This is a genomic window from Arthrobacter sp. ISL-95 (genome assembly GCF_018613695.1).
In the GTDB taxonomy this organism is placed as follows: domain Bacteria; phylum Actinomycetota; class Actinomycetes; order Actinomycetales; family Micrococcaceae; genus Arthrobacter.
The window spans coordinates 654,496-678,056 of record NZ_JAGGPR010000003.1 but is presented as its reverse complement, the minus strand read 5'-3'; the positions used below and the strand labels follow the sequence as shown (position 1 = coordinate 678,056).

General features: G+C 63.3%; 25 protein-coding genes. 15 read left to right on the top strand and 10 right to left on the bottom strand.

Annotation, left to right across the window (positions count from 1 at the left end; all coding sequences use genetic code 11):
- The first annotated feature begins 242 nt into the window (after nt 1-242).
- Nucleotides 243-2,735 (top strand): ATP-dependent Clp protease ATP-binding subunit, encoded by a 2,493-nt coding sequence (locus J7I86_RS05570; protein ID WP_214816745.1) that lies wholly within the window; start codon nt 243-245, stop codon nt 2,733-2,735.
- A 75-nt stretch (nt 2,736-2,810) separates the two neighbouring features.
- On the opposite strand, the gene J7I86_RS05565 is transcribed toward J7I86_RS05570, so the two are convergent.
- Nucleotides 2,811-3,563 (bottom strand): TetR/AcrR family transcriptional regulator, encoded by a 753-nt coding sequence (locus J7I86_RS05565; RefSeq protein ID WP_214816742.1) that lies wholly within the window; start codon nt 3,561-3,563, stop codon nt 2,811-2,813.
- Between the two features lie 55 nt (nt 3,564-3,618).
- Between J7I86_RS05565 and J7I86_RS05560 the strand changes: the two genes are divergently transcribed.
- The 11 genes from J7I86_RS05560 (at nt 3,619) to J7I86_RS05510 (ending at nt 13,058) form a co-directional block, all read left to right on the top strand.
- Nucleotides 3,619-4,854: a glycosyltransferase gene (locus J7I86_RS05560; RefSeq protein WP_214816729.1), complete on the top strand. Its 1,236-nt coding sequence runs from the start codon at nt 3,619-3,621 to the stop codon at nt 4,852-4,854.
- 129 nt (nt 4,855-4,983) lie between these two features.
- Nucleotides 4,984-7,086, top strand: a complete 2,103-nt coding sequence (locus tag J7I86_RS05555; protein ID WP_214816726.1) for a prolyl oligopeptidase family serine peptidase — start codon at nt 4,984-4,986, stop codon at nt 7,084-7,086.
- Nucleotides 7,087-7,169: 83 nt separating this feature from the next.
- On the top strand, nt 7,170-7,679 hold the full coding sequence (locus J7I86_RS05550) for an amino-acid N-acetyltransferase (protein WP_142937170.1): 510 nt from the start codon (nt 7,170-7,172) through the stop codon (nt 7,677-7,679).
- A gap of 181 nt (nt 7,680-7,860) precedes the next feature.
- Nucleotides 7,861-9,309 (top strand): FAD-binding oxidoreductase, encoded by a 1,449-nt coding sequence (locus J7I86_RS05545; RefSeq protein WP_214816723.1) that lies wholly within the window; start codon nt 7,861-7,863, stop codon nt 9,307-9,309.
- 14 nt (nt 9,310-9,323) lie between these two features.
- On the top strand, nt 9,324-9,512 hold the full coding sequence (locus J7I86_RS05540; protein ID WP_214816720.1) for a hypothetical protein: 189 nt from the start codon (nt 9,324-9,326) through the stop codon (nt 9,510-9,512).
- 195 nt (nt 9,513-9,707) lie between these two features.
- The gene (dhaK, locus tag J7I86_RS05535; RefSeq protein WP_214816718.1) at nt 9,708-10,709 is read left to right on the top strand and encodes a dihydroxyacetone kinase subunit DhaK; all 1,002 of its coding nucleotides are present in this window, start codon (nt 9,708-9,710) and stop codon (nt 10,707-10,709) included.
- A gap of 2 nt (nt 10,710-10,711) precedes the next feature.
- Nucleotides 10,712-11,374 (top strand): dihydroxyacetone kinase subunit DhaL, encoded by a 663-nt coding sequence (dhaL, locus tag J7I86_RS05530; RefSeq protein WP_214816703.1) that lies wholly within the window; start codon nt 10,712-10,714, stop codon nt 11,372-11,374.
- A complete protein-coding gene (gene dhaM / locus J7I86_RS05525; protein ID WP_214816701.1) occupies nt 11,371-12,063 on the top strand; it encodes a dihydroxyacetone kinase phosphoryl donor subunit DhaM in 693 nt (230 codons plus the stop codon). The genes dhaL and dhaM overlap by 4 nt, the downstream gene beginning before the upstream one ends.
- 91 nt (nt 12,064-12,154) lie before the next feature.
- Entirely contained in the window at nt 12,155-12,331 is a 177-nt protein-coding gene (locus J7I86_RS05520) for a CsbD family protein (RefSeq protein WP_214816698.1), read from the top strand.
- Between the two features lie 103 nt (nt 12,332-12,434).
- On the top strand, nt 12,435-12,695 hold the full coding sequence (locus J7I86_RS05515) for a DUF4235 domain-containing protein (protein WP_214816695.1): 261 nt from the start codon (nt 12,435-12,437) through the stop codon (nt 12,693-12,695).
- Between the two features lie 3 nt (nt 12,696-12,698).
- Complete coding sequence (locus J7I86_RS05510; RefSeq protein ID WP_214816692.1) at nt 12,699-13,058, top strand: VOC family protein; 360 nt, start codon at nt 12,699-12,701, stop codon at nt 13,056-13,058.
- 41 nt (nt 13,059-13,099) lie between these two features.
- On the opposite strand, the gene J7I86_RS05505 is transcribed toward J7I86_RS05510, so the two are convergent.
- A complete protein-coding gene (locus J7I86_RS05505) occupies nt 13,100-13,612 on the bottom strand; it encodes a glyoxalase/bleomycin resistance/extradiol dioxygenase family protein (RefSeq protein ID WP_214816689.1) in 513 nt (170 codons plus the stop codon).
- Between the two features lie 80 nt (nt 13,613-13,692).
- On the opposite strand from J7I86_RS05505, the gene J7I86_RS05500 reads away from it, so the two are divergent.
- Entirely contained in the window at nt 13,693-14,505 is an 813-nt protein-coding gene (locus tag J7I86_RS05500; RefSeq protein ID WP_214816686.1) for a helix-turn-helix domain-containing protein, read from the top strand.
- On the opposite strand, the gene J7I86_RS05495 is transcribed toward J7I86_RS05500, so the two are convergent.
- The 8 genes from J7I86_RS05495 to J7I86_RS05460 form a co-directional block, all read right to left on the bottom strand.
- Nucleotides 14,502-15,299: an SDR family oxidoreductase gene (locus tag J7I86_RS05495; RefSeq protein ID WP_214816683.1), complete on the bottom strand. Its 798-nt coding sequence runs from the start codon at nt 15,297-15,299 to the stop codon at nt 14,502-14,504. The genes J7I86_RS05500 and J7I86_RS05495 overlap by 4 nt on opposite strands.
- Before the next feature lie 34 nt (nt 15,300-15,333).
- Complete coding sequence (locus J7I86_RS05490) at nt 15,334-15,816, bottom strand: MepB family protein (protein ID WP_214816666.1); 483 nt, start codon at nt 15,814-15,816, stop codon at nt 15,334-15,336.
- A gap of 46 nt (nt 15,817-15,862) precedes the next feature.
- Nucleotides 15,863-16,345 (bottom strand): hypothetical protein, encoded by a 483-nt coding sequence (locus J7I86_RS05485; protein WP_214816663.1) that lies wholly within the window; start codon nt 16,343-16,345, stop codon nt 15,863-15,865.
- A 113-nt stretch (nt 16,346-16,458) separates the two neighbouring features.
- Complete coding sequence (locus J7I86_RS05480; RefSeq protein WP_286179319.1) at nt 16,459-17,409, bottom strand: A/G-specific adenine glycosylase; 951 nt, start codon at nt 17,407-17,409, stop codon at nt 16,459-16,461.
- 141 nt (nt 17,410-17,550) lie between these two features.
- Nucleotides 17,551-18,213 (bottom strand): GntR family transcriptional regulator, encoded by a 663-nt coding sequence (locus tag J7I86_RS05475; protein WP_214816660.1) that lies wholly within the window; start codon nt 18,211-18,213, stop codon nt 17,551-17,553.
- A gap of 116 nt (nt 18,214-18,329) precedes the next feature.
- Complete coding sequence (locus J7I86_RS05470; protein ID WP_214816657.1) at nt 18,330-19,358, bottom strand: transketolase family protein; 1,029 nt, start codon at nt 19,356-19,358, stop codon at nt 18,330-18,332.
- Nucleotides 19,355-20,272 (bottom strand): transketolase, encoded by a 918-nt coding sequence (locus J7I86_RS05465; RefSeq protein ID WP_214816654.1) that lies wholly within the window; start codon nt 20,270-20,272, stop codon nt 19,355-19,357. The genes J7I86_RS05470 and J7I86_RS05465 overlap by 4 nt, the downstream gene beginning before the upstream one ends.
- Before the next feature lie 73 nt (nt 20,273-20,345).
- Nucleotides 20,346-21,683, bottom strand: a complete 1,338-nt coding sequence (locus J7I86_RS05460; RefSeq protein WP_214816650.1) for an MFS transporter — start codon at nt 21,681-21,683, stop codon at nt 20,346-20,348.
- Nucleotides 21,684-21,943: 260 nt separating this feature from the next.
- On the opposite strand from J7I86_RS05460, the gene J7I86_RS05455 reads away from it, so the two are divergent.
- Both J7I86_RS05455 and J7I86_RS05450 read left to right on the top strand, forming a co-directional pair.
- The gene (locus J7I86_RS05455) at nt 21,944-22,720 is read left to right on the top strand and encodes an SDR family NAD(P)-dependent oxidoreductase (RefSeq protein WP_214816646.1); all 777 of its coding nucleotides are present in this window, start codon (nt 21,944-21,946) and stop codon (nt 22,718-22,720) included.
- 150 nt (nt 22,721-22,870) lie between these two features.
- Nucleotides 22,871-23,560, top strand: a complete 690-nt coding sequence (locus J7I86_RS05450; protein ID WP_214816642.1) for a hypothetical protein — start codon at nt 22,871-22,873, stop codon at nt 23,558-23,560.
- Nucleotide 23,561 lies beyond the last annotated feature (1 nt).

Sequence of the window (23,561 nt, the reverse complement as noted above, 5' to 3'; positions counted from 1 at the left end):
GAATGCCGGCACTAAAGGCTTCCAACAAAGCCGCGCACGGGACTTGGGGAAGAACCCGGGGCCGGCCGCCGCTGCACCATGTCAGGCAGGGCGGCAGGATCCCACCGCGGGCTGGCAGAGGTCAAGGGCTGGAGTCGGTTTTATTCCGCAATCACGTCATGTTTCCCCTGTGGCGAACACGCCCCAAAAGTGCTTCCCGGACACGTAGCATCAAAGTACGTCGTAGCTAGGAGTGTGGCGAAATGTTTGAGAGATTTACGGACCGTGCCCGTCGCGTGGTCGTCCTTGCCCAAGAAGAGGCACGGATGCTCAACCACAATTACATCGGTACCGAGCACATCCTCTTGGGTCTGATCCACGAGGGTGAAGGCGTTGCTGCCAAGGCGCTCGAGTCCCTGAGCATTTCGCTCGATGGCGTTCGTGAGCAGGTGCAGGAGATCATCGGTCAGGGCCAGCAAGCCCCGTCCGGCCACATCCCCTTCACCCCGCGCGCCAAGAAGGTGCTTGAGCTTTCCCTCCGCGAAGCACTGCAGCTCGGCCACAATTACATCGGTACTGAGCACATCCTGCTCGGCCTCATTCGCGAAGGCGAAGGCGTGGCCGCGCAGGTGCTGGTGAAGCTTGGGGCAGACCTGAACAGGGTCCGCCAGCAGGTTATTCAGTTGCTCTCCGGCTACCAGGGCAAGGAGACCGCAGGCAGCGGCTCCGGTCAGGGACAGCCGGAAGGTACTCCTGCCGGTTCGGTCGTGCTCGACCAGTTCGGACGCAACCTGACCCAGGCTGCCCGCGAGAACAAGCTCGATCCCGTGATCGGCCGCGAGCAGGAGATGGAACGCGTCATGCAGGTCCTCTCCCGCCGTACCAAGAACAACCCGGTCCTGATCGGTGAGCCCGGCGTCGGTAAGACTGCCGTCGTCGAAGGCCTCGCCCAGGCGATCGTCCGCGGTGATGTCCCGGAGACCATCAAGGACAAGCAGCTGTACACGCTTGACCTCGGTTCCCTGGTTGCCGGTTCCCGCTACCGCGGTGACTTCGAAGAGCGCCTGAAGAAGGTCCTCAAGGAAATCCGCACCCGCGGCGACATCATCCTCTTCATTGACGAGATCCACACCCTCGTTGGTGCAGGTGCTGCTGAAGGTGCCATTGATGCTGCGTCCATCCTGAAGCCGATGCTGGCCCGCGGTGAGCTCCAGACCATTGGTGCCACCACGCTGGATGAGTACCGCAAGCACATTGAGAAGGACGCCGCGCTTGAGCGTCGCTTCCAGCCGATCCAGGTCAAGGAACCCTCCGTCGCTCACGCGATCGAGATTCTCAAGGGCCTGCGTGACCGTTACGAGGCACACCACCGCGTGACGATTACCGACGGCGCCCTCGCCTCCGCTGCGCAACTGGCCGAACGCTACATCTCGGACCGCTTCCTGCCGGACAAGGCGATCGACCTCATCGATGAGGCCGGCGCACGCCTGCGCATCCGTCGCATGACCGCTCCGCCGGAGCTCAAGGCCATGGACGAGCGCATCGCGGACGTGAAGATGGAGAAGGAATCCGCGATCGACGCCCAGGACTTTGAGGGTGCTGCGTCGCTGCGCGACAAGGAGCAGAAGCTCATTGCCGAACGCGCAGAGAAGGAACGCACCTGGAAGTCCGGCGGCATGGACGACATCTCCGAGGTTGACGAGGACCTGATTGCTGAAGTTCTTGCGAACTCCACAGGCATCCCGGTCTTCAAGCTCACCGAGGAAGAGTCCTCACGTCTACTCAAGATGGAAGACGAACTGCACAAGCGCGTCGTCGGCCAAAATGAGGCCATCAAGGCCCTGTCCCAGGCCATCCGCCGCACCCGTGCAGGCCTGAAGGACCCCAAGCGTCCGGGTGGCTCGTTCATCTTCGCCGGCCCCACCGGCGTCGGCAAGACCGAGCTCGCCAAGGCACTTGCCGAGTTCCTGTTCGGTGAAGAGGATGCCCTCATCACCCTGGACATGTCCGAGTACTCCGAGAAGCACACGGTTTCGCGTCTCTTCGGTGCACCTCCGGGCTACGTTGGCTACGAAGAAGGCGGCCAGCTGACCGAGAAGGTCCGCCGGCGTCCGTTCTCCGTGGTCCTGTTCGACGAAGTGGAAAAGGCCCACGCGGACCTCTTCAACTCGCTGCTGCAGATCCTGGAAGACGGTCGACTGACCGACTCCCAGGGCCGAGTGGTGGACTTCAAGAACACCGTGATCATCATGACCACCAACCTTGGTACCCGCGATATCTCCAAGAGCGTGGCCACGGGCTTCCAGTCCGGCACGGACACCCAGACCGGCTACAACCGGATGCGGGCACGGGTTACCGAAGAGCTCAAGCAGCACTTCCGTCCCGAGTTCCTCAACCGTGTTGACGACGTCGTGGTGTTCCCGCAGCTGACGCAGGACGAGATCATCGAGATCGTGGACCTGTTCGTCAACCGCTTGGAGCGTCGCCTCAAGGACAAGGACATGGGCATCGAGCTCACCCCTGCTGCCAAGGTCCTCCTGGCCACACGTGGTTACGATCCCGCAATGGGTGCCCGGCCGCTTCGCCGCACCATCCAGCGCGAGATCGAGGACCAGCTGTCCGAGAAGATCCTGTTCGGTGAAATCCACGCCGGCGACATCGTTGTGGTGGACGTTGACGGCGAAGGTGACGACGCCAAGTTCACGTTCGCAGGTAACGCTAAGCCGCGTATCCCGGAGATCGCTCCCACCGCGTAAGCGCAATAGCACTTAGCCCCGCCCGCTCCATAAAGGAGCGGGCGGGGCTTTTGCGTTGGAACAGGGCGTGAGGGGTCAGCTGAGCTGAATCGGAATGCCTGCGCCCGTCAGGTAATTCGTGATGGCACTGGTGAATTGTTCGTCCGCGTCGCCTGTAGCAGAGTGTCCTGCCATTGCTGCGGCCAGATGTGGATATTCTCCGGCCTGGAGGGCGTCAATGATGTACTGGCCGCGGTTTGCCGAGGCGTTTTCATCCGGACCCGATGAAGTCAAGGAAGCCAGTTCGTTCTGCACGAATGCCGACGTTATGGCCGACATCATGGCCACGATCTGGAGTTTTGCCGGCCCTGAAAGGTCCACCGGTGCCAAGGCGGCTAAAGCGGCGTCCAGGAAGCGCAAGGAGTTGGGGCCCATGGACGGGCGGGTCAGCAGCAGCGGTGCCAGCCAGGGGTGGCGGTGCATGATGTCGCGTCCCTGATGGGCAAGGTCCAGAAGTCGCCCCCGCGGATGTTCTCCGTCTGCCTCAAGTTGGTACTCTCCGGCGACTGCATCCATCATCAGTTCAACCAGTTCATCGTGTGATTTCACGTACCGGTAGAGGGAGGCGGCGCCTGCACCGATGCTGGCTGCAACCCGCCGTATGGAGACCGCTGCCAAGCCTTCCTGATCGGCAATCCGGAGTGCCGCCGTCGCAATTCCGTTCCGGGAGTGTTCCGGTTTGGGGCCGACGGGCGAGCGTTCAGGGCGCCGCCAGACGTCCGTGGGATCGTGGGCTGGCAATCCGGCACCGCCTTTCATTGGGTTGAGGTGGTTTGTTCTTGTTCCCATTTCACTCTATTCTTGATTGCGAACGGTGATCGCAATTCGAAGAAAGCGGGACGGCATGCGGGTACTTATGGTGACTCCAGGCACGCGGGGCGATGTTGCGCCCATGGCCGGGCTCGGGAGCCGGCTGCAGGGCCTGGGGTTTGAGGTTGCCATCGCGGCCAACCCTGCCTACGCGCCCCTGGTTGTTGAGTCAGGTTGCGAGTTCAGGCCGCTGCCGGGGGATCTGGAGGGGCTGATCAGGCAGCCGGCCCCCGGCACCAAGGCATCATCTTCGGGCATGCTCACCTTCTGGCGAAAACTCACTGAATACATGGACGACGCCGCCACCGGAACCCTGGCTGCGGCTGAGGCCGGCGCCGACGTGATCTTGGCTAATTCGGTGGCACCCTATGCGTACGATATTGCAGAAGCCATGGGCATTCCGGCTATCGGCGCACATCTGCAGCCCACGGAGCCGAGCGCAGCATATCCGCCGGTCATCATGAATTCGGCCCGAAGCCTTGGCGCGTGGGGAAACAGAATTATTGGTGAGCGCGCAGCTGCGGGTCCGGCTCCCCATGACGCCCCCAGTGCACGCCTTCGCAAGGAGCTGGGACTGGGCAAGCAGAGCCGCGCGGCCGGTGAGCGCCGTCGTCGTAAAGCGCGCGCCACTATTCTTCACGGCATTAGTCCTTCAGTCCTGCCAAGGCCCGCGGATTGGCACGCGGGCCTGGTGATGGCTGGATACTGGTGGCCGGCGATGGAGGCAGGCTGGCAGCCTCCGGCGGATCTGGTGGCTTTCCTTGCCGACGGCCCACCGCCCGTTTTTGTTGGTTTTGGAAGCAGCGCCCACATCGATCCTGCCTTCATCCTCGAGGCCACCCGACGTGCCGGAGTGCGGGCTGTAGTGCAAGGGGTAGAAGGAGTGCAGGGGGCCGAGGGTGTGCTGGGTGACGACGCGATTGGCGTCGGGAGCGTTCCCCATGAGTGGTTGTTCCCGCAGATGGCGGCCGTGGTTCATCATGCCGGAGCGGGAACCACCGCGGCCGGCTTCCGCGCGGGGGTGCCGGCCCTAGGCGTCCCGGTTTACACGGACCAGCCGCTCTGGGCGTCCCGGATCGCGGCCCTCGGGGCGGGTCCCCAGCCGATTCCCCATAAGAAGCTGACTCCGGGGCGCCTCGGTGACGCGATCATGGAAACTGTCAGCACGGCGTCGTACACGCAACGGGCCGCGGCGGTGGGGGCCGCCATCGCCGGGGAGGACGGAACGGTGCCCGTGGTGGAGGCCCTGCGGAATCTCCCATCCAAGTAGCCGTAGAGCGTGTTGAGAGCACTCATGACGCGCTGTGCTGCGACTCAGCGGGGTGAATATGTGAAAGTACTGTTTCACTGTGAGTGAACCACTCTGTGATCGGCGGCACATTACGTGTTGAATCGGACCATGGACTCTGCTGACACGCACGCACGGGGCGAGCAGCCCGAAACTGCCTTTCACCACATTGACCACTACCTCGCCATCCCTCGGGTTGGTGGCCTCACCCTCAGCCCCGATGGCAAGCGCCTGGTCACCACCGTTACAACGCTGAACGGCAAAGGAACCGAATTCGCCACCGCGCTCTGGGAGCTGGACCCCAGTGGCCGGAACCACGCCCGCCGCATCACCCGCAGCTCAAAAGGCGAAGCCGGTGCCGTTTTCGCTGCCAACGGTGACCTGTACTTCACCTCGGCTCGCCCTGATCCGGACAGCCCTGACGCGGACCCCGTGAACGCGCTATGGCTGCTGCCCGCTGACGGTGGGGAGGCTCGCGTGGTGCTCTCACGTTCGGGCGGCATCGGTTCTGTCATGGCTGCCAAGGGCGCCGATGCCACGTTCGTCAACGCCGAGGTCCTGGCCGGATCAGCGGACGAGGAGAGCGACGAAGAACGGCGCAAAGCCCGCAAGGACAACAAGGTCTCGGCCATCCTGCACAGCGGCTACCCGGTCCGCTACTGGGATGCCGACCTCGGCCCGGCCGAGCCCCGGATCTTCGCAGTGGAACAGGGCGAAGAAGATGCCCCTGGCAAGCCGTCTACCGTGGACTCGTCAGCGCCGCTCCGACTCCGGAACCTGACACCCGGCGTCGGAGGTTCGCTGCGTGAAGCCAAGACAGTGGTGAGCCCGGACGGCAAGACCATCTTCACCAGCATGACCAAGGCGCTCGCGAAGGCTGACAGCCGTGAGGTGCTCGCCGCCGTCGACGTCGCCACCGGGGCGGTCGAGGTGCTGCTTGACCACCAGGGCATGAGCTACTTCCCCGGCCCGGTGAGCCCCGACAACAGATGGTTGGTAGTGCAGAGCGAGAGCGATACGACGCCCACGCAGGCACCCCAGGTGAAGCTTCACCTGCTGAACGTCGCCGGCGGTGAGACCACAGACCTGGAGCCACTCGCGCATCAATGGGACCGTTGGGCCAACCCCGTCGCCTGGCTCCCGGACGGCAGCGCGGTGCTTGTCACAGCGGACGACGACGGCGCGTCGCCGGTTTTCCGGATCAACGTCACTGACGGTTCGGTCACGCGGGTGACGGAGGACGCCGCCGCCTATTCCGACGTCGTGGTTTCTCCTGACGGAGCCATTGCGTATGCGCTCCGGAGCTCGTACGAGTTCCCCGCCGAGGCCGTCCGGATTGATCTCTCCACCGCTGAGGTCCTCCGGTTGCAGGCGCCGGCGGAGCGGCCTGTCTTCAAGGGCAGGTTGGAACGCTTGGAGACTACTGCCGAAGATGGCTCCCGTGTTCCTGCGTACCTCGCGCTCCCCGAGGAAGCGTCCACGGACAAACCCGTACCCCTCCTGCTGTGGATCCATGGCGGGCCTCTGGGCTCATGGAACGCCTGGACATGGCGCTGGAACCCGTGGTTGCTTGTGGCCAAGGGGTACGCCGTCCTCCTGCCCGACCCCGCGCTCTCCACCGGCTACGGCCAGGAGTTCATCCAGCGCGGTTGGGGCGAATGGGGAAAGAAGCCGTTCACCGACCTCCTGGCCATCACCGACGCCGTAGTTGCGCGGCCGGACATTGACGAATCGCGCACTGCTGCCATGGGTGGGTCCTTCGGAGGCTACATGGCCAACTGGGTTGCCGGGCAAACCGACCGATTCAAAGCGATCGTCACCCACGCAAGCCTGTGGGCACTGGACCAATTCGGCCCCACCACCGACGCAGCCCAGTACTGGCTCAAGGAAATGACCGTGGAAATGGCGATGGAGAACTCGCCGCACCTCAACGTGGGCAACATTAAGACTCCCATGCTGGTCATCCACGGCGACAAGGACTACCGCGTTCCCATCGGAGAAGGCCTTCGCCTCTGGTACGAGCTCCTGTCCTCATCCCAACTGCCGGCTGACGAGAACGGCCAAAGCCCGCACCGCTTCCTGTACTTCCCTGACGAAAACCACTGGGTCCTCCAGCCACAGCATGCGAAGGTCTGGTACGGGGTGGTTGAGCACTTCCTGGCCAAGCAGGTTCTGGGCGAGGACGTTGCTTTGCCTGAGGAGCTGGGGGTCTAGTACGCCGAGCGCGGCGGGACGCGCTCTCGCTGGGCGGGCGTCATGAGCGGCCCGGCACCTGTTTGCCTCGTTAGGATGGGGGAGTGAATCCGACCTTCAGCCTTCGTCCTGCCCGCACCAGCGATGTGGCGGCTATCAAGAGGCTTGTGGCGCCCTTGGCCGAGGAGCGGATTCTCATGGCCAAGGAGACCGTGGCGTATTACGAGAGCCTCCAGGAATTTCGGATCGCCGAGTCTGACGATGGCGAAGTCATTGGTTGCGGGGCCCTGCACGTGATGTGGGAAGACCTGGCCGAAATCCGCACGCTCGCCGCCGCTGACTCCTGGCGTGGCCGGGGCGTGGGGCACGTCCTCGTGGAGAACCTGCTGGAGGAAGCCCGGGCACTTGGCGTGAGCCGCGTGTTCTGCCTGACTTTTGAGGTGGACTTCTTCAAGCGCCACGGATTTGAAGTCATGGCGGACCAGTCGGTGGTGGACCCCCAGGTGTATTCCGAGCTGCTGCGCTCGCATGACGAAGGTGTGGCAGAGTTCCTTGACCTCGCCCGCGTGAAGCCCAACACCTTGGGCAACACCCGCATGATCAAGCAACTCTAGCGCCCTCACGCGGGCTCTCACAAAGACTCCTCACCTTGACCGCGCCACTGCATCGGCGCGCAACTCAACCCTGCCCGATAATGAGTGATTTATTATCTCTTCACCTATATCCACTTGATGGATAAACTGATTGAGGCTTGCTGGGGAAGCTTCCACCACATCGGCCAATTGAGAGAAGATCATGCAGTCCCACGCGTCCTTTTCAGATGTTTCAGAACTCCAACTCAGCGTGCACGGTCCCGTGTTCACGCCTGCCGATCCGGGCTTTGCTCCCGAAGTAGCGGCCTTCAACCTCTCCACACACCACCAGCCTGACCTTGCCTTTGGCGCCCTCGACGCAGAGGACGTTTCCGCGGCTGTTCGCTGGGCGGCTGAGCGCGGTATGCCCGTCTCCGTCCAGTCCACCGGCCACGGTGCCACCAATGCCATTGAAGGTGGCCTCCTCATCAGCACCCGCCGGATGCTGGAATTGAGCATCGATCCCCTCGAGAAGACGGCCCGCGTGGGTGCGGGCGTTCGTTGGAAGGCCGTGGTGGAACTCGCCGCGACCTTCGGCCTGATGGGACTCTGCGGTTCCACTAGCGACGTCGGGGTGGTGGGCTACACCCTGGGCGGCGGCCTGCCCATCCTGGGCCGCAAGTACGGTTTCGCCTCAGACCACGTTATTGCCTTTGAACTCGTCACCGCCGACGGCACACGGCGTCGGGTGACCAAGGAAGAGAATCCGGAGCTGTTCTACCTCCTCCGTGGCGGCAAGGGAAACCTGGGCATCGTCACGGCAATTGAATTCCACCTCTTCCCGGCAGCTGACCTCTACGCCGGTGGACTGTACTTCGACGGCGAGCACGCGGCCACGGTTCTTCAGCAGTTCAGCGACTGGGTAACGTCGCTTCCGCAGGAGGCTTCGGCGTCGCTGGCTTTCCTGCGGTTGCCGGACATGGACATCATTCCCGAACCCTTGCGCGGCAAGTTCGTAGTCCATCTGCGCTACGCCTATCAGGGGGATGCGATGGTGGCCTCGCAACTGCTGGAACCGATGCGTCAGAGTGCGCCTTTCATGATGGACGGAACCGGCCCCCTGGACGTCACGCAGTTCGACATGATCCATCAGGACCCGGACCAGCCTGTGCCCGTGCGAGAGCGCGGCTTCCTGCTGGACCGCCTGGACGGAGCAGCCCGGGACGCCATCCTGCGTCACTTCGGCCCTGACGTGGAAAGTCCTGTGTTGATGGCTGAACTGAGGCTGCTCGGCGGCGCTTTGGCCAAGAGCGCCGATGGCGACGACACCGTAGGCGCCCGCGATGCCGCTTTCAGCTTCTTCATGGCCGGTATGGCGGTCCCGCCGCTGGCGGAGCTGCTGCCGGTAGTGTTCGATGCCGTTCGTGAGGACCTGCGCGACGCCTCCAACGGCGGAACTTTCGTGAACCTGCATGGCCACTTCGTTGACGCTGAGGACCGGGAGCGGGCCTGGGGTCCGACAGTCCGGGAACGGCTCAGGAAGGCGAAAGCAGAGTTCGATCCAAAGAACATGTTCAGCTTCGGGCACGTTGTGGGGCTTCCGGTCATTGATCAGACCGTGCTGCTGGAGGACGTTGTCACGGCCGGTGGCGACGCCGTCCTGAACAGCTGAAGGGGATGCGGACAATGGACCACAGGGTCACGTTCCCCGATTTCTCCGCTTTCCAGATTGATATTGCCCACGGATCATGGCCGCACGAAGCCCATTGGCAGGACGCGGGCCACTCGAACCCTGATCTGTACTCGGCCTTCTGGCCTGAGTACCAAGCCAGGAATGAACCCGAGGCGGTGACAAGCCAAGCCGCCGAGGATTAGCGGAGGCGAAGAGCAGCATCAGCAAAAAGGAACAGCATCACCGGGAAGGGGCAGTCATTGGGGCTGTCCCTTTCTGTATCTGAATCCAGGAGCTGCCAATGCCATTTATGCACACCACTGCCATAAGGCCTACCGTGGCCACAGTCGCCGGTAGTAGGGTCAGAGCACCAGCCACAGCATGCCCAGGAGCATCACATGAAAAAGCTCATCAATGATCCACGCGCAGTAGTGGACGAGTCCGTTGAAGGTTTCGGCATGGCCCATGCCGATATTGTGGACGTCCATCCCGAGCCCAAATACGTCGTCCGGAAAGGTGCCCCGGTAGCGGGCAAAGTAGCCCTGGTTTCCGGTGGCGGCAGCGGTCACGAGCCCTTGCACGCGGGCTTCGTGGGCCTTGGCATGTTGGACGCTGCGGTCCCCGGCGCAGTTTTCACCTCGCCCACACCGGACCAAATCATCCCGGCGACTGTCGCCGTGGACTCAGGCGCCGGCGTCGTCCATATTGTGAAGAACTACACGGGCGATGTCCTGAACTTCGAGACCGCCGCCGAGATGGCGCAGGCTGAAGGCGTGCGCGTGCGTACGGTGCTGGTCAACGACGACGTCGCGGTGGAAGACTCGCTGTACACGGCCGGCAGGCGCGGGGTTGGTGGAACGGTCCTTGTGGAAAAAATCGCTGGTGCGTCCGCCCAGCGCGGCGACGACCTTGACGCGGTTACCGCCATCGCCGAGCGTGTAGTGGCCAATGTGCGGACCATGGGTGTTGCCCTGTCCGGCTGCACGGTTCCGCATGCCGGCAAGCCAAGCTTTGAACTCGAGGAGAATGAGATCGAGATCGGCATTGGCATTCACGGCGAACCTGGCCGGCACAAGATTGCGATGGAAAGCGCCGATGCCATCACGGACCGCCTCCTGGAGCCCGTGCTGGAGGATCTGGCCCTTGCCTCGGGCGAGAAAGTGCTGCTGTTCGTCAACGGCATGGGCGGCACGCCGCAAAGCGAGCTGTACATCGTGTACCGACGTGCAGCCCAAGTATTGGCCGAACGCGGCGCCACCGTGGAGCGCTCGCTGGTGGGAAACTACGTAACGTCCCTGGAGATGCAAGGCTGCTCAGTGTCCGTGCTGCGCCTCGATGACGAGCTGACAAGGCTCTGGGACGCACCCGTCCACACCGCAGCCCTGCGGTGGGGAGCCTGAGTATGGGCTTGGACGTTAAGTGGGCGCTGGACTGGTTGAAACTCTCCGCCAAAGCCATGGAGGAACACCGGGTGGAGCTCATCGAGCTGGACCGGGCGATCGGCGACTCTGATCACGGCGAGAACATGGACCGCGGTTTTCAGGCCGTGGTGCAGAAACTCGACGAAACCCCACCGGAGACTCCCGGGGCGGCGTTGAAAGCTGCCGCGATGGCACTCATGTCCAAGGTGGGCGGTGCTGCCGGTCCGCTGTACGGCACGGCGTATCTGCGGGCAGCAACCTCGCTGGGAGACACAAACGATATTGAAGCGGAGGCGCTTGCCGCGGCCCTCGCGGCCGCCCGTGATGGTGTGGTGGCCCGGGGCAAAGCCGAACTCGGTGATAAGACCATGATCGACGCGTGGACCCCTGCGGTGAAAGCTGCCGAAAAGGCCGCCGCAGGTGGTGCCGATTCTTTGGCGGTCCTGGAAGCGGCCGCCGAAGCTGCCGAAAAAGGAGCCATGGCTACGGACCCGTTGGTGGCCCGCAAGGGCCGGGCAAGCTACCTCGGGGAGCGCAGTGCAGGTCATCGTGACCCAGGCGCTGCATCAACCGCGCTGCTCCTTCGCGCGGCCGCTGAAGCTGCCGCCGGTTCCACCGGAGACACGGGAGCCGACGCCGTATGACTGTGGGGATTGTGGTGGTGTCGCACAGCAGCAAGATCGCTGATGGCGCGGTGGAACTCGCCGCCCAGATGGCGCCCGACGTCGAACTCGTCGCCGCCGGGGGAACTGACGACGAACGAATCGGAACCAGCCTCGAGAAGGTACTGGCCGCCGTCGAGCAGTCCTTGGTTGATTCCGGGGGCGACGGTGTGGTGGTGCTGACCGATCTGGGTTCGGCCGTGATGACGGCCGAGTCGGCGGTGGAATTCGCCAGCGATCCTGACGCCGTTCTCTTGGCCGATGCGCCATTGGTTGAGGGGCTGGTGGCTGCGGCCGTGGCCGCCCAGAGTGGCGCCGGCGTCGAGGATGTTCGCAAAGCAGCGGAAGCTGTGGCCTTCGGCAACGTGCCCGCAGGTGTGGGAGGTCCGGAGATCCCTGACAACAAAGGTGAACCGGACGCAAGCGGCGACTTTGAACTCATCAATCCGTTGGGAATGCATGCCCGACCCGCCGCGAAAATAGCCGGGGGCCTGTCCGGGCTGGAGGCGGAGGTGACGGTCAACGGCGTCGACGGCATGTCCATCATGGCGCTCATGGCGCTGGCCGCCGGTAAGGGTTCAACCCTGCGTGTTGAAGCAAGCGGCAAGGACGCATTGAAAGCTGTGGAGTACGTGGGCAGGCTTGTGGAGGAAGGGTTCGGAGAGCTCTAGTTCGAAGACAATTTCCTCTCAAATATTGCTAAGTACCCTGATTAGTGATGTTGTAGAGGTACAGGTTCACTACAAGGAAGAGGTACGAAACATGGGTGCTGACGACAAGATGGAGAACGCTGGCGAGAAGCTGGGCGGCAAGGCTAAGGAAGCTGCCGGCAAGCTGACGGACGATAAGGGAATGGAAGCCGAAGGCAAGGGCGACCAGACGAAAGCCGACCTCAAGGGTGCCGGCGAAAAGCTGAAGGACGCCTTCAAGAAGGACTAAGAATCCAGGCAGGGCCGCTGCAATTGCAGCGGCCCTGCCTTGTCTTTGAGGCGATTGTTGTGTGAGGCGCCGCTGGCGGCGCGCTATTTGATGGAGGATCTTCGTGAACATACTGGTGAAACTTTTCGGCCTGGCGGTCAGCCTCGGAGCTGGTGCGCTCGCAAACAAGACGCTGGAAGGCCTCTGGCAGAAGAAGACCGGTAAGCCTGCGCCCAAGGACGGAACCGACCTCAACGACTCACTGCCCGGCGTGCTGGTCTTCGCGGTTGTGTCCGCAGGCGTCGGCGCCATAGTTCACGTCCTTACCCAGCGGGGCACCAAGAGCGCCCTGTCCCGTATGAAGAAAACTGCAGACGAGGTTTAACAAATGGCTATAGCTAAATTCCCGAGTGTAGTGATCGATTGCCCTGACGCCGGTGCATTGGCCGCCTTCTACGGTGAGCTCTTCGGCTGGGAAATCGAGGACAAAGGTGACTGGTTCGATATCCGTCCCGCCGACGGCAGCAACTGCATCTCCTTCCAGCAAGTGGAGGTGTACCAAGAGCCCAAATGGCCAGGCCAGACCATCCCTCAGCAAATGCACCTGGACATGGTGGTGGAGGACTTGGACAAGGGTGAGGAAGTTGCACTTTCCCTTGGCGCAACCAAAGCTGACCACCAGCCAGGCGACACGTTCAGGGTGTTCCTTGACCCGGCCGGGCACCCCTTCTGCCTCTGCCTCAGCTAAGGCCTAACCGGGGCTAGCCCGCCGGCCTAGCCGAGCCGGGCCTAGCCCTGCTGGGCGGCCCATTCTTCAACGCGGCGGTTGCTCTCTTCTTCTGAGAGGTCCTCCACTCGCGTCATGATGGACCAGCGGACACCGAACGGATCACGAATGCTCGCGTAGCGGTCACCCGAGACGAACGTGGACAGCGGCTCGCGGATGGTGGCTCCGGCTTTCTCCGCCTTCTTGACCAGCCCGTCCGCATCCTTGCAGTACAGGCCGAGGGAGTAGCAATCGTCCTCGCCACTGGGCGACGGAACCAGGTGGTATTCCGGGTTGGGCTCGCCAAGCTGCAGATGGCCGTTACCGAAGTCGAGTTCGGCGTGGACCACAACCCCTCCCATCTCGGTCTCGCCCACAACCCGGGCGCCGAAAACATCGCGATAGAACGCGATGGCTTCCTTGGCGTTGGGTACTGAGAGGAACGGCGTGAGGCTTGTCAGGCCGTTCGGGATGCCATGGGTGGTGTGTTTGCCGTTGGCTGCTGTGGTGGACTCTGTGCTTGTAGTATCTGTCATGGTTACGACGCTACGTGCACATTGCCCCGCAGCGCTTGGAGATTTGCGACAGCTTTGATCCTCCAAAGGAAAGGGCCCCAGTGGATGGTTCGTTCAAGGGCATCCTGTATCCGACGCGGCTGCCCACCTTCCACCGATTTCCCGCCCCGACTTCGGTCGCGCACCTGGTTCAGTGGTTTTGGATTCCGGAGTGGAACATCGAACCCGGCCGGTCATCAAGGCAACACGTGATCGCCTACCCGGCGTCCAACCTTGTGGTGCAGGGCGATGTGGTGGAGTTCTCCGGGCCAACAACCCGCGCCGCTTACCGGGACCTGACGGGCCAGGGCTGGGCTGTGGGCGCACTACTCCGCCCCGCCGCAGTGCCATTATTCACCGACAATCCGGGCGCTCTACGCGATCAGGAAGTGGTGCTGCAGTTGGCGGAGCTTCAGCGTGCCGTCGCGGCAGCCATGACGGCGGCTTCAGATGACAACACGCACGACGACGGTGCTCGCCGCGAGCGGGGCGTGGATGCGTTCGTTGCGTGGCTCGTTTCCCTGGAAGGCGTTGCTACCGAGGAAGCCTTGCTGGCGAATCGCATGATGGATGTAGTCCTTTCCGAGCCCGACGTGCTCTTGATTGAGGACGTGGCATCCCGTCTTGCCGTGTCACCGAGGACCCTGCAAAGGATCGCCAATAGGTACGTCGGGTTGAGTCCTTCCGCCCTCATCCGGCGTCGGAGGTTGCAGGATGCCGCCGAGCGTGCCCGGTCCGATTCAACAGCGGACCTTGCTGCGATCGCCGTCGAACTTGGCTATTCAGATCATGCGCACCTGACGAATGACTTCCGGAGGTACCTCGGCTTCACGCCGAGTTCGTACCGTCGATCGGTTGATGAAAACCAGGACTAGCCTTCGCCGGAGCCGGGTTCGCTCAGTTTGCGGTTGAATTCGGCTCCCGCCGCGTCCGGCACAATATTGCTGCCCAAGCCCATGGCGCGGGATTTGAGTGAGCCGCCCAGCACGTTGCCGTCACCGTCCATGAGGGCCTTGAATCCCTGTTTGGCAACCAATGCCGGATCGTCTTTCTCGTCTGCGCCCACCTTGGTGTCCAGAAGATCGGCCCGTTCGAAGAAGTCCGTGTCCGTGGGTCCTGGCAGGAGGGTTGTGATAGTTACCCCGGTGTCCTTCAGCTCGTTACGCAGAGCCTGCCCGAAGGACTGCACGAAGGCCTTGGTCGCGCCGTAGATGGCTTGAAAGGGTGCCGGGGCCCGGGCGATGACTGAGGACGTGAACAGGATTCTGCCCTTGTTGCGTTGAACCATGTCTGAAGCGACCCACTTGGCGATGACCACTGTAGAGGTGACGTTCAGGTCGATGGTTTTGAGTTCCTCTTCAAGGTCAGTCTCCACAAACGGTCCGCCTACTCCGATGCCCGCGTTGATGGCGGCTGCTTCCAAGGGCCGGCCCAGCGAAGCCACTGCAGTGTGCAAACGACTCATGCCTTGCCTGTCCGTGAGGTCGATCTGCTCTGCGTAGACTTCTCCGCCGAGGCCTTTGAGTTCATCTGCGGCGGTATGGATTTTTTGGTTCTCCGCGACGATCACGGTGTCGTATCCGTTGCTGAGGAATTGCCTCGCCAGCTCGAATCCAATTCCGCTTGAAGCGCCGGTGACCAGAGCCAGCGGCCGATCAGTTGTGGTCATGGTGGGTACCTTTCGGATCTCAGTGACAGGCAGGTTACTTATTATTATCCGACGTGGCACTACCTTCAGTGAAGTAACCGCACTGCCATTGCTGGGTCCGGACGGCCTGGCGGTTGGCCACCTGCGACCATGGCGGATACACCCGGAAGCCGCGCTTACCACCGGCGCCGTTCACGGACACGATCCCGTGCCTGACCAGCGCGGATTTCGGGAAGGCGAAGCGCCCTGCCTTGGTGCCTTCCCGGACTGTTATCACCAGCAGATCGGCGCCGTCTTCTGCCGGGAAGGGCTCAGTGGACCCGTCCTGAGCGCGCCGCCAGACGGCAACGAACAAGCCCACCTTCGTTGGGGTGAGCTTTCCCACCCGAAACCGGATCCGTTCCTGCCCGAGGGTGGCGACGGCGGCGCCGTACTCATGGTTGTCGGCCTCGGGCACCGGTACTGAAGGGGATAGGGAGGACTGGCTCAGGGTCAGCAGTGCCTCGGCTACATCGGGATGGACATCGTGGTCAGGCACGCTTTCATCCTACGGCGCAGCTCAGCCCCCGGCCCCGCCGCAAAACCTACCGCTGCTGCAAACCCCCGCCGTCCAGCACCAACCCGGCAGAAACCACCCGGCCACACTGTTCGCCGTAGGGATACTCGCCTGTGGGTGTGAAGGTCAGTGTGCGCACAGGCAGTGCGATACCAGCCGGGGACACGCCACTAACGATCGCCTCAAGGGGACTTTCGCTGAGTGCCGGAAGTTCAAGGAAACCTTGGAGGGTCCCGTCCGGCGACGAGGTGGCTGAGCATACGCCGTCCGGTGTGCACCCTTGGTCCACGGCTGTGGCCCCGGGGTTCAGCGTCAGTTCCTTCCCAGTGCAGAGGCTATCCTGGCATGCCTTCAACCGAAGCGAAGCAACGTCCGGGGCATAATCGGCAGCCACGGTCAGGGAAACGCCTGCCACGTGTCCGATCGCCGGGCAACCCACTGGTTCGGCGAGGCAGCCAGGGAGAAGCGCTGCGGTCCCTGCAAGGGTTAAGGCCAACCCGATTCTGCCCATGCTTCAGAGTAGAAGCGGGCGCCGCCGGTGTCTCCGGTGTGTGCAAAAGAGGCAGCCGCATCGTTACTGCTTGCCTGGTCCCGTTGCCGAACCGACACCGCACCTGAGGTGAGCTACGCCGGAAGCCGCAATCCGCCGTCGTGCATTTCAGCCAGGCCGTCCATCAAGAGACCCTCCAGGGCCCTCTCGAGTTGTTCGGGCGCCGAGTTCAGCCGGTGCAGAGCGGCGAGCGGGATTCCGACGCCGGACGGTGCGAACCCGAGATCCGCCGGCGCTTGCTCGAACATCTCGCGGGGGACCGGCGTGGCAGCTTCGCGGAGGACGGCCATCACGGCGCCGCGCACCTGGCGGTCCGTGCCGTGCCAGGACTGCCCCTTGGGGGTGTACGACGGCGGCGGCTCACCGGCCGCGAGCCAAGCGCAACTGGAGCGCACAGGGCAGTCAGCGCACTTGGGGCTGCGGGCGGTGCACACCATGGCGCCGAGTTCCATGACGGACGCATTCCAGCGAACGGACAGTTCTTGGGCCTCGGGCAGGAGAGCGTCGGCCAGTCGCATTTCCGCGGCGGTCAAGGCAGGAGCCGGCAGCGCGCTGCCGGAGATGAGCCGCGCGTGGACGCGCCGGATGTTGGTGTCCACCACGGTTTCGCGGCGGCCGAAAGCGAAAGCTGCGACGGCGGCCGCTGTGTAGTTGCCGACGCCCGGCAATCCCAACAGCTCAACATAAGTGTTAGGAACGTTGCCGCCGTGCTGCTCACGGATTGCGACGGCGGCCGCGTGGAGCCGCAGAGCCCGGCGCGGGTAGCCGAGGCGGCCCCAATGGCGGACGGCTGCGCCCGACGGCTCGTCGGCGAGGTGAGCGGGTGTGGGCCAGCGTTCCATCCAGTCGAGCCACACCGGGAGCACCCGGACAACGGGTGTTTGCTGAAGCATCACTTCGCTGACCAGAATGCCCCACGGGCTGCAATCGGGCGCGCGCCACGGAAGGTCGCGGGCAGTCTCGGCGAACCACTGATCGAGGGCTTGGTGGAGGCCTGCCAACCGGCCTGAATCGGGAAGTGTCATGCTGCCATCCACTGTAGTGGAATCCGGACGTGGCCTGACGAAATGGATCGTTGTTTAGCGTGCTGCGGAGCCGGGAGGGGCCCTGACCTGTCATCAGAATGCCCCGGGTTCCTTCGGCGGACAGTGACGCGCAGCGTGAACCTATTGGGCCACAAGGTTGTCGGCGGCGGTGTCCATGTGTTCCAGGATGGTCTTGCGCACCACAGCTGCGTCGCCGGTTTCGATGGCCGCAATAATGTCGCGGTGGCGGTCCACGCTCATGTTTTTGACGCCTTTTTCCAGTCCGGCGAACATGATGGACATCCGGATGGACCCTTCAAGTGAAGTCCAGGAATGAAGCAGGGTCTCGTTGCCGGTGAGCAGGCATAGTGCGCGGTGGAATTCCATGTCGGCTTCGACCCGCTCCGCTAGAGGCGCGTCCTGCGCTGCTTCCATGTCCTCAAGCTTCCGGTGCAAGGCGGCGATGACCTGTGCCCTGTCCGGGAGTTCGCACAGAGTGCGCGCAGCCAAGGACTCAAGGGCGGCCCGGACGGCGAAGATATCCCGGATTTCCTTTTCATCCAGGTGCCGGACGGAAAGCCGGCCGCGTGGCCCTGCGGACAGCAGACCTTCCTGGGCGAGCTGTCGCAACGCTTCGCGAAGGGTGCCGCGGCTGATTTGAAGCATGTCGGACAGCTCGGTTTCCACCAAGTGCCGGCCTGGTGCCAGTTCCCCGCTGGTGATGGCGGTCCTCAGAGCGGAGAGTGCCTGCTCGCGCAGGCTTTGCTTCTCCAGTCCCAGCAGTGGTGCTGTCACTCCGGCCATGGCTTCAATCCTCAGTGTTGTAAGTCGACTGTTTACAGTCGTAGTTTCGATAGTACGGCAGAAAGCACGGCACCAGGCCGGGACCAGTGCCGTGCTTCCTCCATTTGCCTGTACCTCTAGCCGAGTTCGGCGAGTACCTTGGCCACGATGCGGTCCACAGCCAGGCCGTAGCGGTCGTGGAGCGTTGGCAATGCCCCGGCGTCGAGGAACTGGTCCGGCAGGGCCACAGGGACAACGCGCTTGCCAACCCCGGCACTGACGACGGCGGAGGCAACCGTTTCGAACAGGCCGCCAACCACGGAGTGGTTTTCCAGGGTGACGGCGAGCCGGTCGGTGTTGATCTCAGCGAGGACGGTTTCGGCGTCGAAGGGCTTGATGGTGGGCGTGTGAACGACGGCGACATCCACGCGGTGTGCCGCCAGCGCCTTGGCTGCCTGGAGGGCGCGCATGGTCATCAGGCCCGAAGAGATGAACACGACGTCGTTGCCGCCGCGCAGCACTTTGGCTTTGCCGAGTTCGAAAGCGTAGTCGTACTCGTCCAGGACGGTGGGAACGTTGCCGCGCAGCAGGCGCAGGTAGGTGGGACCCTCCGAGGCTGCGAGCTGGGGAACGGCTTGTTCAATGTCGATGGAGTCGCAGGGGTCCACGATGGTCAGGTTGGGCATTCCGCGGAAAATCGCCATGTCCTCGGTGGCTTGGTGGCTGGGCCCGTACCCGGTTGTCAGGCCCGGGAGGCCGCCCACGATGTTCACATTCAAGTTGGGCTCAGCCGCGTCCAGGCAGAGGAAATCGTAGGCCCGGCGGGCGGCGAACACTGAATAGGTGGACGCGAACGGCACCAGCCCCGTTTCAGCCAGCCCGGCAGCGGCGCCGAAGAGCAACTGCTCGGCCATGCCCATCTGGAAGAACCTCTCCGGGAAGGCCTTGGCGAAGATGTGCATATCCGTGTACTTGCCCAAGTCGGCTGTCAGGCCCACGATTTTGTGGTTCTCCTGCGCGGCCTTGACCAGGGCGTGGCCAAATGGCGCGGAGCTGGTTTTCTGCCCGGGATCGGCAAAAGAGGCGATCATGGCCGAAGTCTTCAGCTTGGGCTTGGCCGCCGTTGTGGTGTCGGGAGCCTCCGTGGTGGTGGTTGTGTCGCTCATCGGGCAGTCTTTCCTTCGTATCCGGCGGTGAGCTGCTCTCGGCAGGTCTGCCATTCGTGTTCTTCGATGCGCATGAAGTGCGCCTTTTCGCGGTTCTCCAGCAGCGGGACGCCGCGGCCCACCTTGGTGTCACACAGGATTATTGAGGGGCGTCCGACTGCGGCGGCCTGGGCGGCTGCGTTGTCGAATGCCGCAAGCAGAGCGCCGACGTCGTTCCCGTCCACGCGCTGGGTGTACCAGCCGAATGATTTCCACTTCTCCGTGACCGGCTCGGTGCGGAGCACGGTGTCGGTTTTGCCGTCCGCCTGCAGGGCGTTGATGTCCACCATTGCGGTAAGGTTCCCCAGCTGGTGATGGTGGGCCCCCATGGCGGCTTCCCAGGTGGAACCTTCGTCAAGCTCTCCGTCGGAGAGGAAGTTGAACACCCGGGCGCTTGAGCCCTGGTAGCGCAGGCCCAGGGCCATGCCGACGGCGATGGTCAGGCCATGCCCCAGCGAACCGCCGGAGATCTCCATGCCGGGCGTGTAGGTGGACATCCCGGACATCGGTAGCCGGGAATCATCGGAGCCGTAGGTCTGGAGCTCCTCGACGGGGACGATTCCGGCCCCGGCCAGGGCCGCGTAGTGGCCGATTGCGTAGTGGCCGGTGGAGAGCAGGAACCGATCGCGCAATTCCCAGTGCGGATCTTCCGCCTTGAAACGCAGTTGGTCACCGTAGACGGTGGCGAGCATGTCGGCTGCGCCCAGGGCCTGTCCTACGTAGCCCTGGCCCTGGACCTCGCCCATATTCAGGGCGTGATGGCGGATCCGATAGGCGGCCGCGGACACCCACTGAAGTCGTTCGGTTGGTGTCTCACCGGCGTTGGCGGGGGCCTGTTCCGTGGTGTCTGTCTCTGTTTTTTGGCTGAGAACCATGATTCTCCCTTTCGGAGGTGGTGGCGGTGCCGCATGGCGGGCAGCGAGGCCCGGGTAGGTGAGCGGCGGCGCGTTAGGCGTCTATGCGTGCGGGCGTGCTTTTGGTGATCTCGTCGGCCAGTTGCCGCTCCCGCTGGCCCCATGTTTCCCGGGTGGCCACCGCAGCCCAGAGACCGATCAGGGCGTAGGCGCCGAAGAGGAGGGCGGGGCCCATCCAGCCGAAGCTGACGAACAGCAAGGTGGTGATGAACGGGGTGAAACCGGAGACCATGGCTGAGATCTGGTAGGCCAGGCTGGCGCCGGACGCGCGGGTCTTTGCCTGGAAGAGCTCAGGGAACCAAGCGCCCTGGGCGCCGGCGAGCGAATTCTGGCAGACCGCGTAGGAGATCACGATGGTGATGTTGATGGCGATGAAAAGGCCGGTGTTGACCAGAAGGAACATCGGAATCGCGAACAGGGCGGCAAAGGCCGTGGACCAAATGTACAAGGGCCGGCGGCCGATGCGGTCCGTCAGCGCTGCCCAGGCCTGGGTGGCAAAGATGCCGATGCCCGAGGCAATGCAGAGGGCCACCAGGGTCTGGGTCTTGTCCGCCAGTTGCTCCGTGTGAAGGTAGGAAATCATGTAGGTGATGGACACGGCATAACCGGCAGTTTCGGCGATGCGGAGGCCGATGCCCTTAACTATGTTGCGCCAGTCGGTCTTGATGACCTCGACGATGGGGGACTTCACGATGTCGCCGCTGTCCTTGACCTCGTCAAAGACAGGTGACTCGGGAACCTTGGAGCGGATGATCAGGCCCACTGCCACCAGTACGATGCTGGCCAGGAAGGGGATGCGCCAGGCCAGTTCGCCACCCAGGTTTACGCTGACCAGGAACACCAGGTTGGCCAGCAGCAGTCCCACGGGGAATCCGGCCTGGACAATGCCTGTGTACTTGCCCTTCGATTTCCACGGCGCGTGCTCGTAACTCATCAGGATCGCGCCGCCCCATTCGGCGCCGAAGGCCAGGCCCTGCACGATGCGGACAAACACCAGCAGCGCCGGAGCCAACAGCCCGACTGCGGCGTAAGTGGGGAGCAGGCCGATGGCGAACGTTGCCAGGCCCATCAGGATCAGGGAGGACACAAGGACGGGCTTGCGCCCTACCTTGTCACCAAGGTGGCCGCCGATGATGCCGCCCAGCGGCCGGGCGGCAAAGCCGACGCCCAGGGTGGCGAAGGAAGCGAGGGTACCCGTCACGGGATCGGTTCCCGGGAAGAAAGCAGTTCCGAAGTACAGGGCAGCGGCGGTGCCGAAACCGATGAAGTCATACGTCTCGATGACTGCACCCACACCGGAGCCAATCGCAACCCGCCGGGCGTCCTTAGTGCCATGCACATGGCCGCGCATTTTCAGAGCTTCATTGCTCATGGAATTTTGTCCCTTTCGATGAGCGACGAAGCAAGAGCTCCAGCGCTGTCGACTGTTAACACAACTGACACGACTATAGTGACGTAGCTCATGATCCAATGTCAACAGTCAATGTTGAGGGTTGACTGTTGACACTGAATCCTTCTACAGTGACTCTCATCACCACTGAGGTTCAGGGGATCGATGCCGATACTTACCTCGTGCCGGCCGCCGGCTCCGCACCACAGCAGCAACATCTATCTATGTTTCCGAGGAGCATCATGAGCAACACCATTCAGCGCACCGCAGTCCTGACCGGGGCAACGTCGGACCGAGGTATCGGCATCACGACCGCCCGCCGCTACGCCCGCCAAGGCTGGGCGGTGGTCATCCTGGACCTCGACGCCGAAAAGTCCGCCAAAGTCGCCGCGGAAATCGGAAGCGAGTTCAGCGTTCCCGCCTTCGGCCACGAAATCGACGTTGCAAACGAAGCGTCCGTGACCACAGCGCAGGCCGCCGTTTCCGCGGAAGTATCCGCAGGCAACCTCCCGCCGGTGGGTGCTCTGGCCAACATCGCCGGAATCACTTCTCCGCTCCCGTTCCTTGAGACCACCCTGGAGCTGTGGCACAAGGTCATGGATGTGAACGCCACCGGCACCTACCTGGTCACCAAGGCATTCCTACCGGACATGATCGAGAACGGCTGGGGCCGGATCGTGAACATGTCCTCCGTTTCCGCACAGCGCGGCGGCGGCGTGTTTGGCAAGGTCCCTTACTCCGCAGCGAAGGCTGCCATCCTCGGCTTTACCAAGGCACTTGCCCGGGAGATCGGCGAGACCGGCGTGACCGTCAACGCCATCACCCCCGGCGCCGTGGACACCAACATCCGTGTTGGCAGCACCGAAGAGCAGGAAGCCGCCATCAACGCCGGCATCCCCTTGGGCCGAAACGCCACCACCGAAGAAGTGGCCGCCGTCATCACCTTCCTGTCGTCCGAGGACTCCGCCTACCTCACCGGCACCACCATCGACATCAACGGTGGAAGCCACCTCCACTAGCCCCCGTGTGTCCGGACGGGCATGGCACTTCTACTTGAGCGTGGTCTCACTCGATATGTAGAACCCATGGCCGACGTCACACAGGCCGGGATTGGGCCCCTGCGGCGTGGAGGTTAGGTGCCCATGCGGCTGCGCGCCTAGCCTAGAACCATGGCCAACAAGGGTAAGCAGGATTCGACCGCGCGCACATCAGCGCCGGCGAAGGGTGCTGCCCCGAGCAAAAAGCGACGGCCGAGCCCTGCCGTGTACCGCCGTCGTCGGCAGGTGGTTTTTGGTGCCCTGCTGTTGGTCATCGCACTGGCGATCGGCGGTGTGGTGGCCCTCACCGGGGCATTGGCCGGAAGCCCGGAGCCTCAGGCCGTCAGCACGCCCGGGGCTTCATCGGCGCCGTCGCAGGGGAGTGCGCCCAGCGGGACAGCCGAGGCATCGCCGTCGGCCTCGCCTACACCCGTGTGCGACTTCAACCTGATGACCGTAGCCGCCAAGACCGATAAGCCCGCCTACGGTCCGGAGGAAAAGCCGCTCCTGACCATGACCATCACCAATGGCGGCACAGCCCCCTGTGAGGTCAACGTGGGCACCTCCCAAATGGAGTACCTGCTGATGAGCGGCTCGGACCGCATCTTCTCCTCAAAGGACTGCCAGACAGGCGGCGAGGATCTCATCAAGACCATCCAGCCCGGCAAGAGCGAGACCGCAAACTTTCCGTGGCAGCGCAACCGGACGCTGGAAGGCTGTGCGAGCATCGCCGCCATGCCAGGCGCGGGTGGGGCCTACTACACGTTCGAAGCGCGCCTCGGGAACAAGGCGAGCCCCAAGGTTGCCTTCCAGCTGAACTAGT

What these genes read in the sequence shown, in the direction of transcription:
- dhaK (WP_214816718.1), top strand. Translation starts at nt 9,708, where the DNA reads ATGAAAAAGCTCATCAATGATCCACGCGCAGTAGTGGACGAGTCCGTT.
- J7I86_RS05470 (WP_214816657.1), bottom strand. Translation starts at nt 19,358, where the DNA reads ATGAGCGACACAACCACCACCACGGAGGCTCCCGACACCACAACGGCG.
- dhaL (WP_214816703.1), top strand. Translation starts at nt 10,712, where the DNA reads ATGGGCTTGGACGTTAAGTGGGCGCTGGACTGGTTGAAACTCTCCGCC.
- J7I86_RS05540 (WP_214816720.1), top strand. Translation starts at nt 9,324, where the DNA reads ATGGACCACAGGGTCACGTTCCCCGATTTCTCCGCTTTCCAGATTGAT.
- J7I86_RS05485 (WP_214816663.1), bottom strand. Translation starts at nt 16,345, where the DNA reads ATGGGCAGAATCGGGTTGGCCTTAACCCTTGCAGGGACCGCAGCGCTT.
- J7I86_RS05505 (WP_214816689.1), bottom strand. Translation starts at nt 13,612, where the DNA reads ATGACAGATACTACAAGCACAGAGTCCACCACAGCAGCCAACGGCAAA.
- J7I86_RS05565 (WP_214816742.1), bottom strand. Translation starts at nt 3,563, where the DNA reads ATGGGAACAAGAACAAACCACCTCAACCCAATGAAAGGCGGTGCCGGA.
- J7I86_RS05450 (WP_214816642.1), top strand. Translation starts at nt 22,871, where the DNA reads ATGGCCAACAAGGGTAAGCAGGATTCGACCGCGCGCACATCAGCGCCG.
- J7I86_RS05520 (WP_214816698.1), top strand. Translation starts at nt 12,155, where the DNA reads ATGGGTGCTGACGACAAGATGGAGAACGCTGGCGAGAAGCTGGGCGGC.
- J7I86_RS05555 (WP_214816726.1), top strand. Translation starts at nt 4,984, where the DNA reads ATGGACTCTGCTGACACGCACGCACGGGGCGAGCAGCCCGAAACTGCC.
- J7I86_RS05545 (WP_214816723.1), top strand. Translation starts at nt 7,861, where the DNA reads ATGCAGTCCCACGCGTCCTTTTCAGATGTTTCAGAACTCCAACTCAGC.
- J7I86_RS05480 (WP_286179319.1), bottom strand. Translation starts at nt 17,409, where the DNA reads ATGACACTTCCCGATTCAGGCCGGTTGGCAGGCCTCCACCAAGCCCTC.
- J7I86_RS05560 (WP_214816729.1), top strand. Translation starts at nt 3,619, where the DNA reads ATGCGGGTACTTATGGTGACTCCAGGCACGCGGGGCGATGTTGCGCCC.
- J7I86_RS05465 (WP_214816654.1), bottom strand. Translation starts at nt 20,272, where the DNA reads ATGGTTCTCAGCCAAAAAACAGAGACAGACACCACGGAACAGGCCCCC.
- J7I86_RS05475 (WP_214816660.1), bottom strand. Translation starts at nt 18,213, where the DNA reads ATGGCCGGAGTGACAGCACCACTGCTGGGACTGGAGAAGCAAAGCCTG.
- J7I86_RS05455 (WP_214816646.1), top strand. Translation starts at nt 21,944, where the DNA reads ATGAGCAACACCATTCAGCGCACCGCAGTCCTGACCGGGGCAACGTCG.
- J7I86_RS05510 (WP_214816692.1), top strand. Translation starts at nt 12,699, where the DNA reads ATGGCTATAGCTAAATTCCCGAGTGTAGTGATCGATTGCCCTGACGCC.
- J7I86_RS05570 (WP_214816745.1), top strand. Translation starts at nt 243, where the DNA reads ATGTTTGAGAGATTTACGGACCGTGCCCGTCGCGTGGTCGTCCTTGCC.
- J7I86_RS05495 (WP_214816683.1), bottom strand. Translation starts at nt 15,299, where the DNA reads ATGACCACAACTGATCGGCCGCTGGCTCTGGTCACCGGCGCTTCAAGC.
- dhaM (WP_214816701.1), top strand. Translation starts at nt 11,371, where the DNA reads ATGACTGTGGGGATTGTGGTGGTGTCGCACAGCAGCAAGATCGCTGAT.
- J7I86_RS05460 (WP_214816650.1), bottom strand. Translation starts at nt 21,683, where the DNA reads ATGAGCAATGAAGCTCTGAAAATGCGCGGCCATGTGCATGGCACTAAG.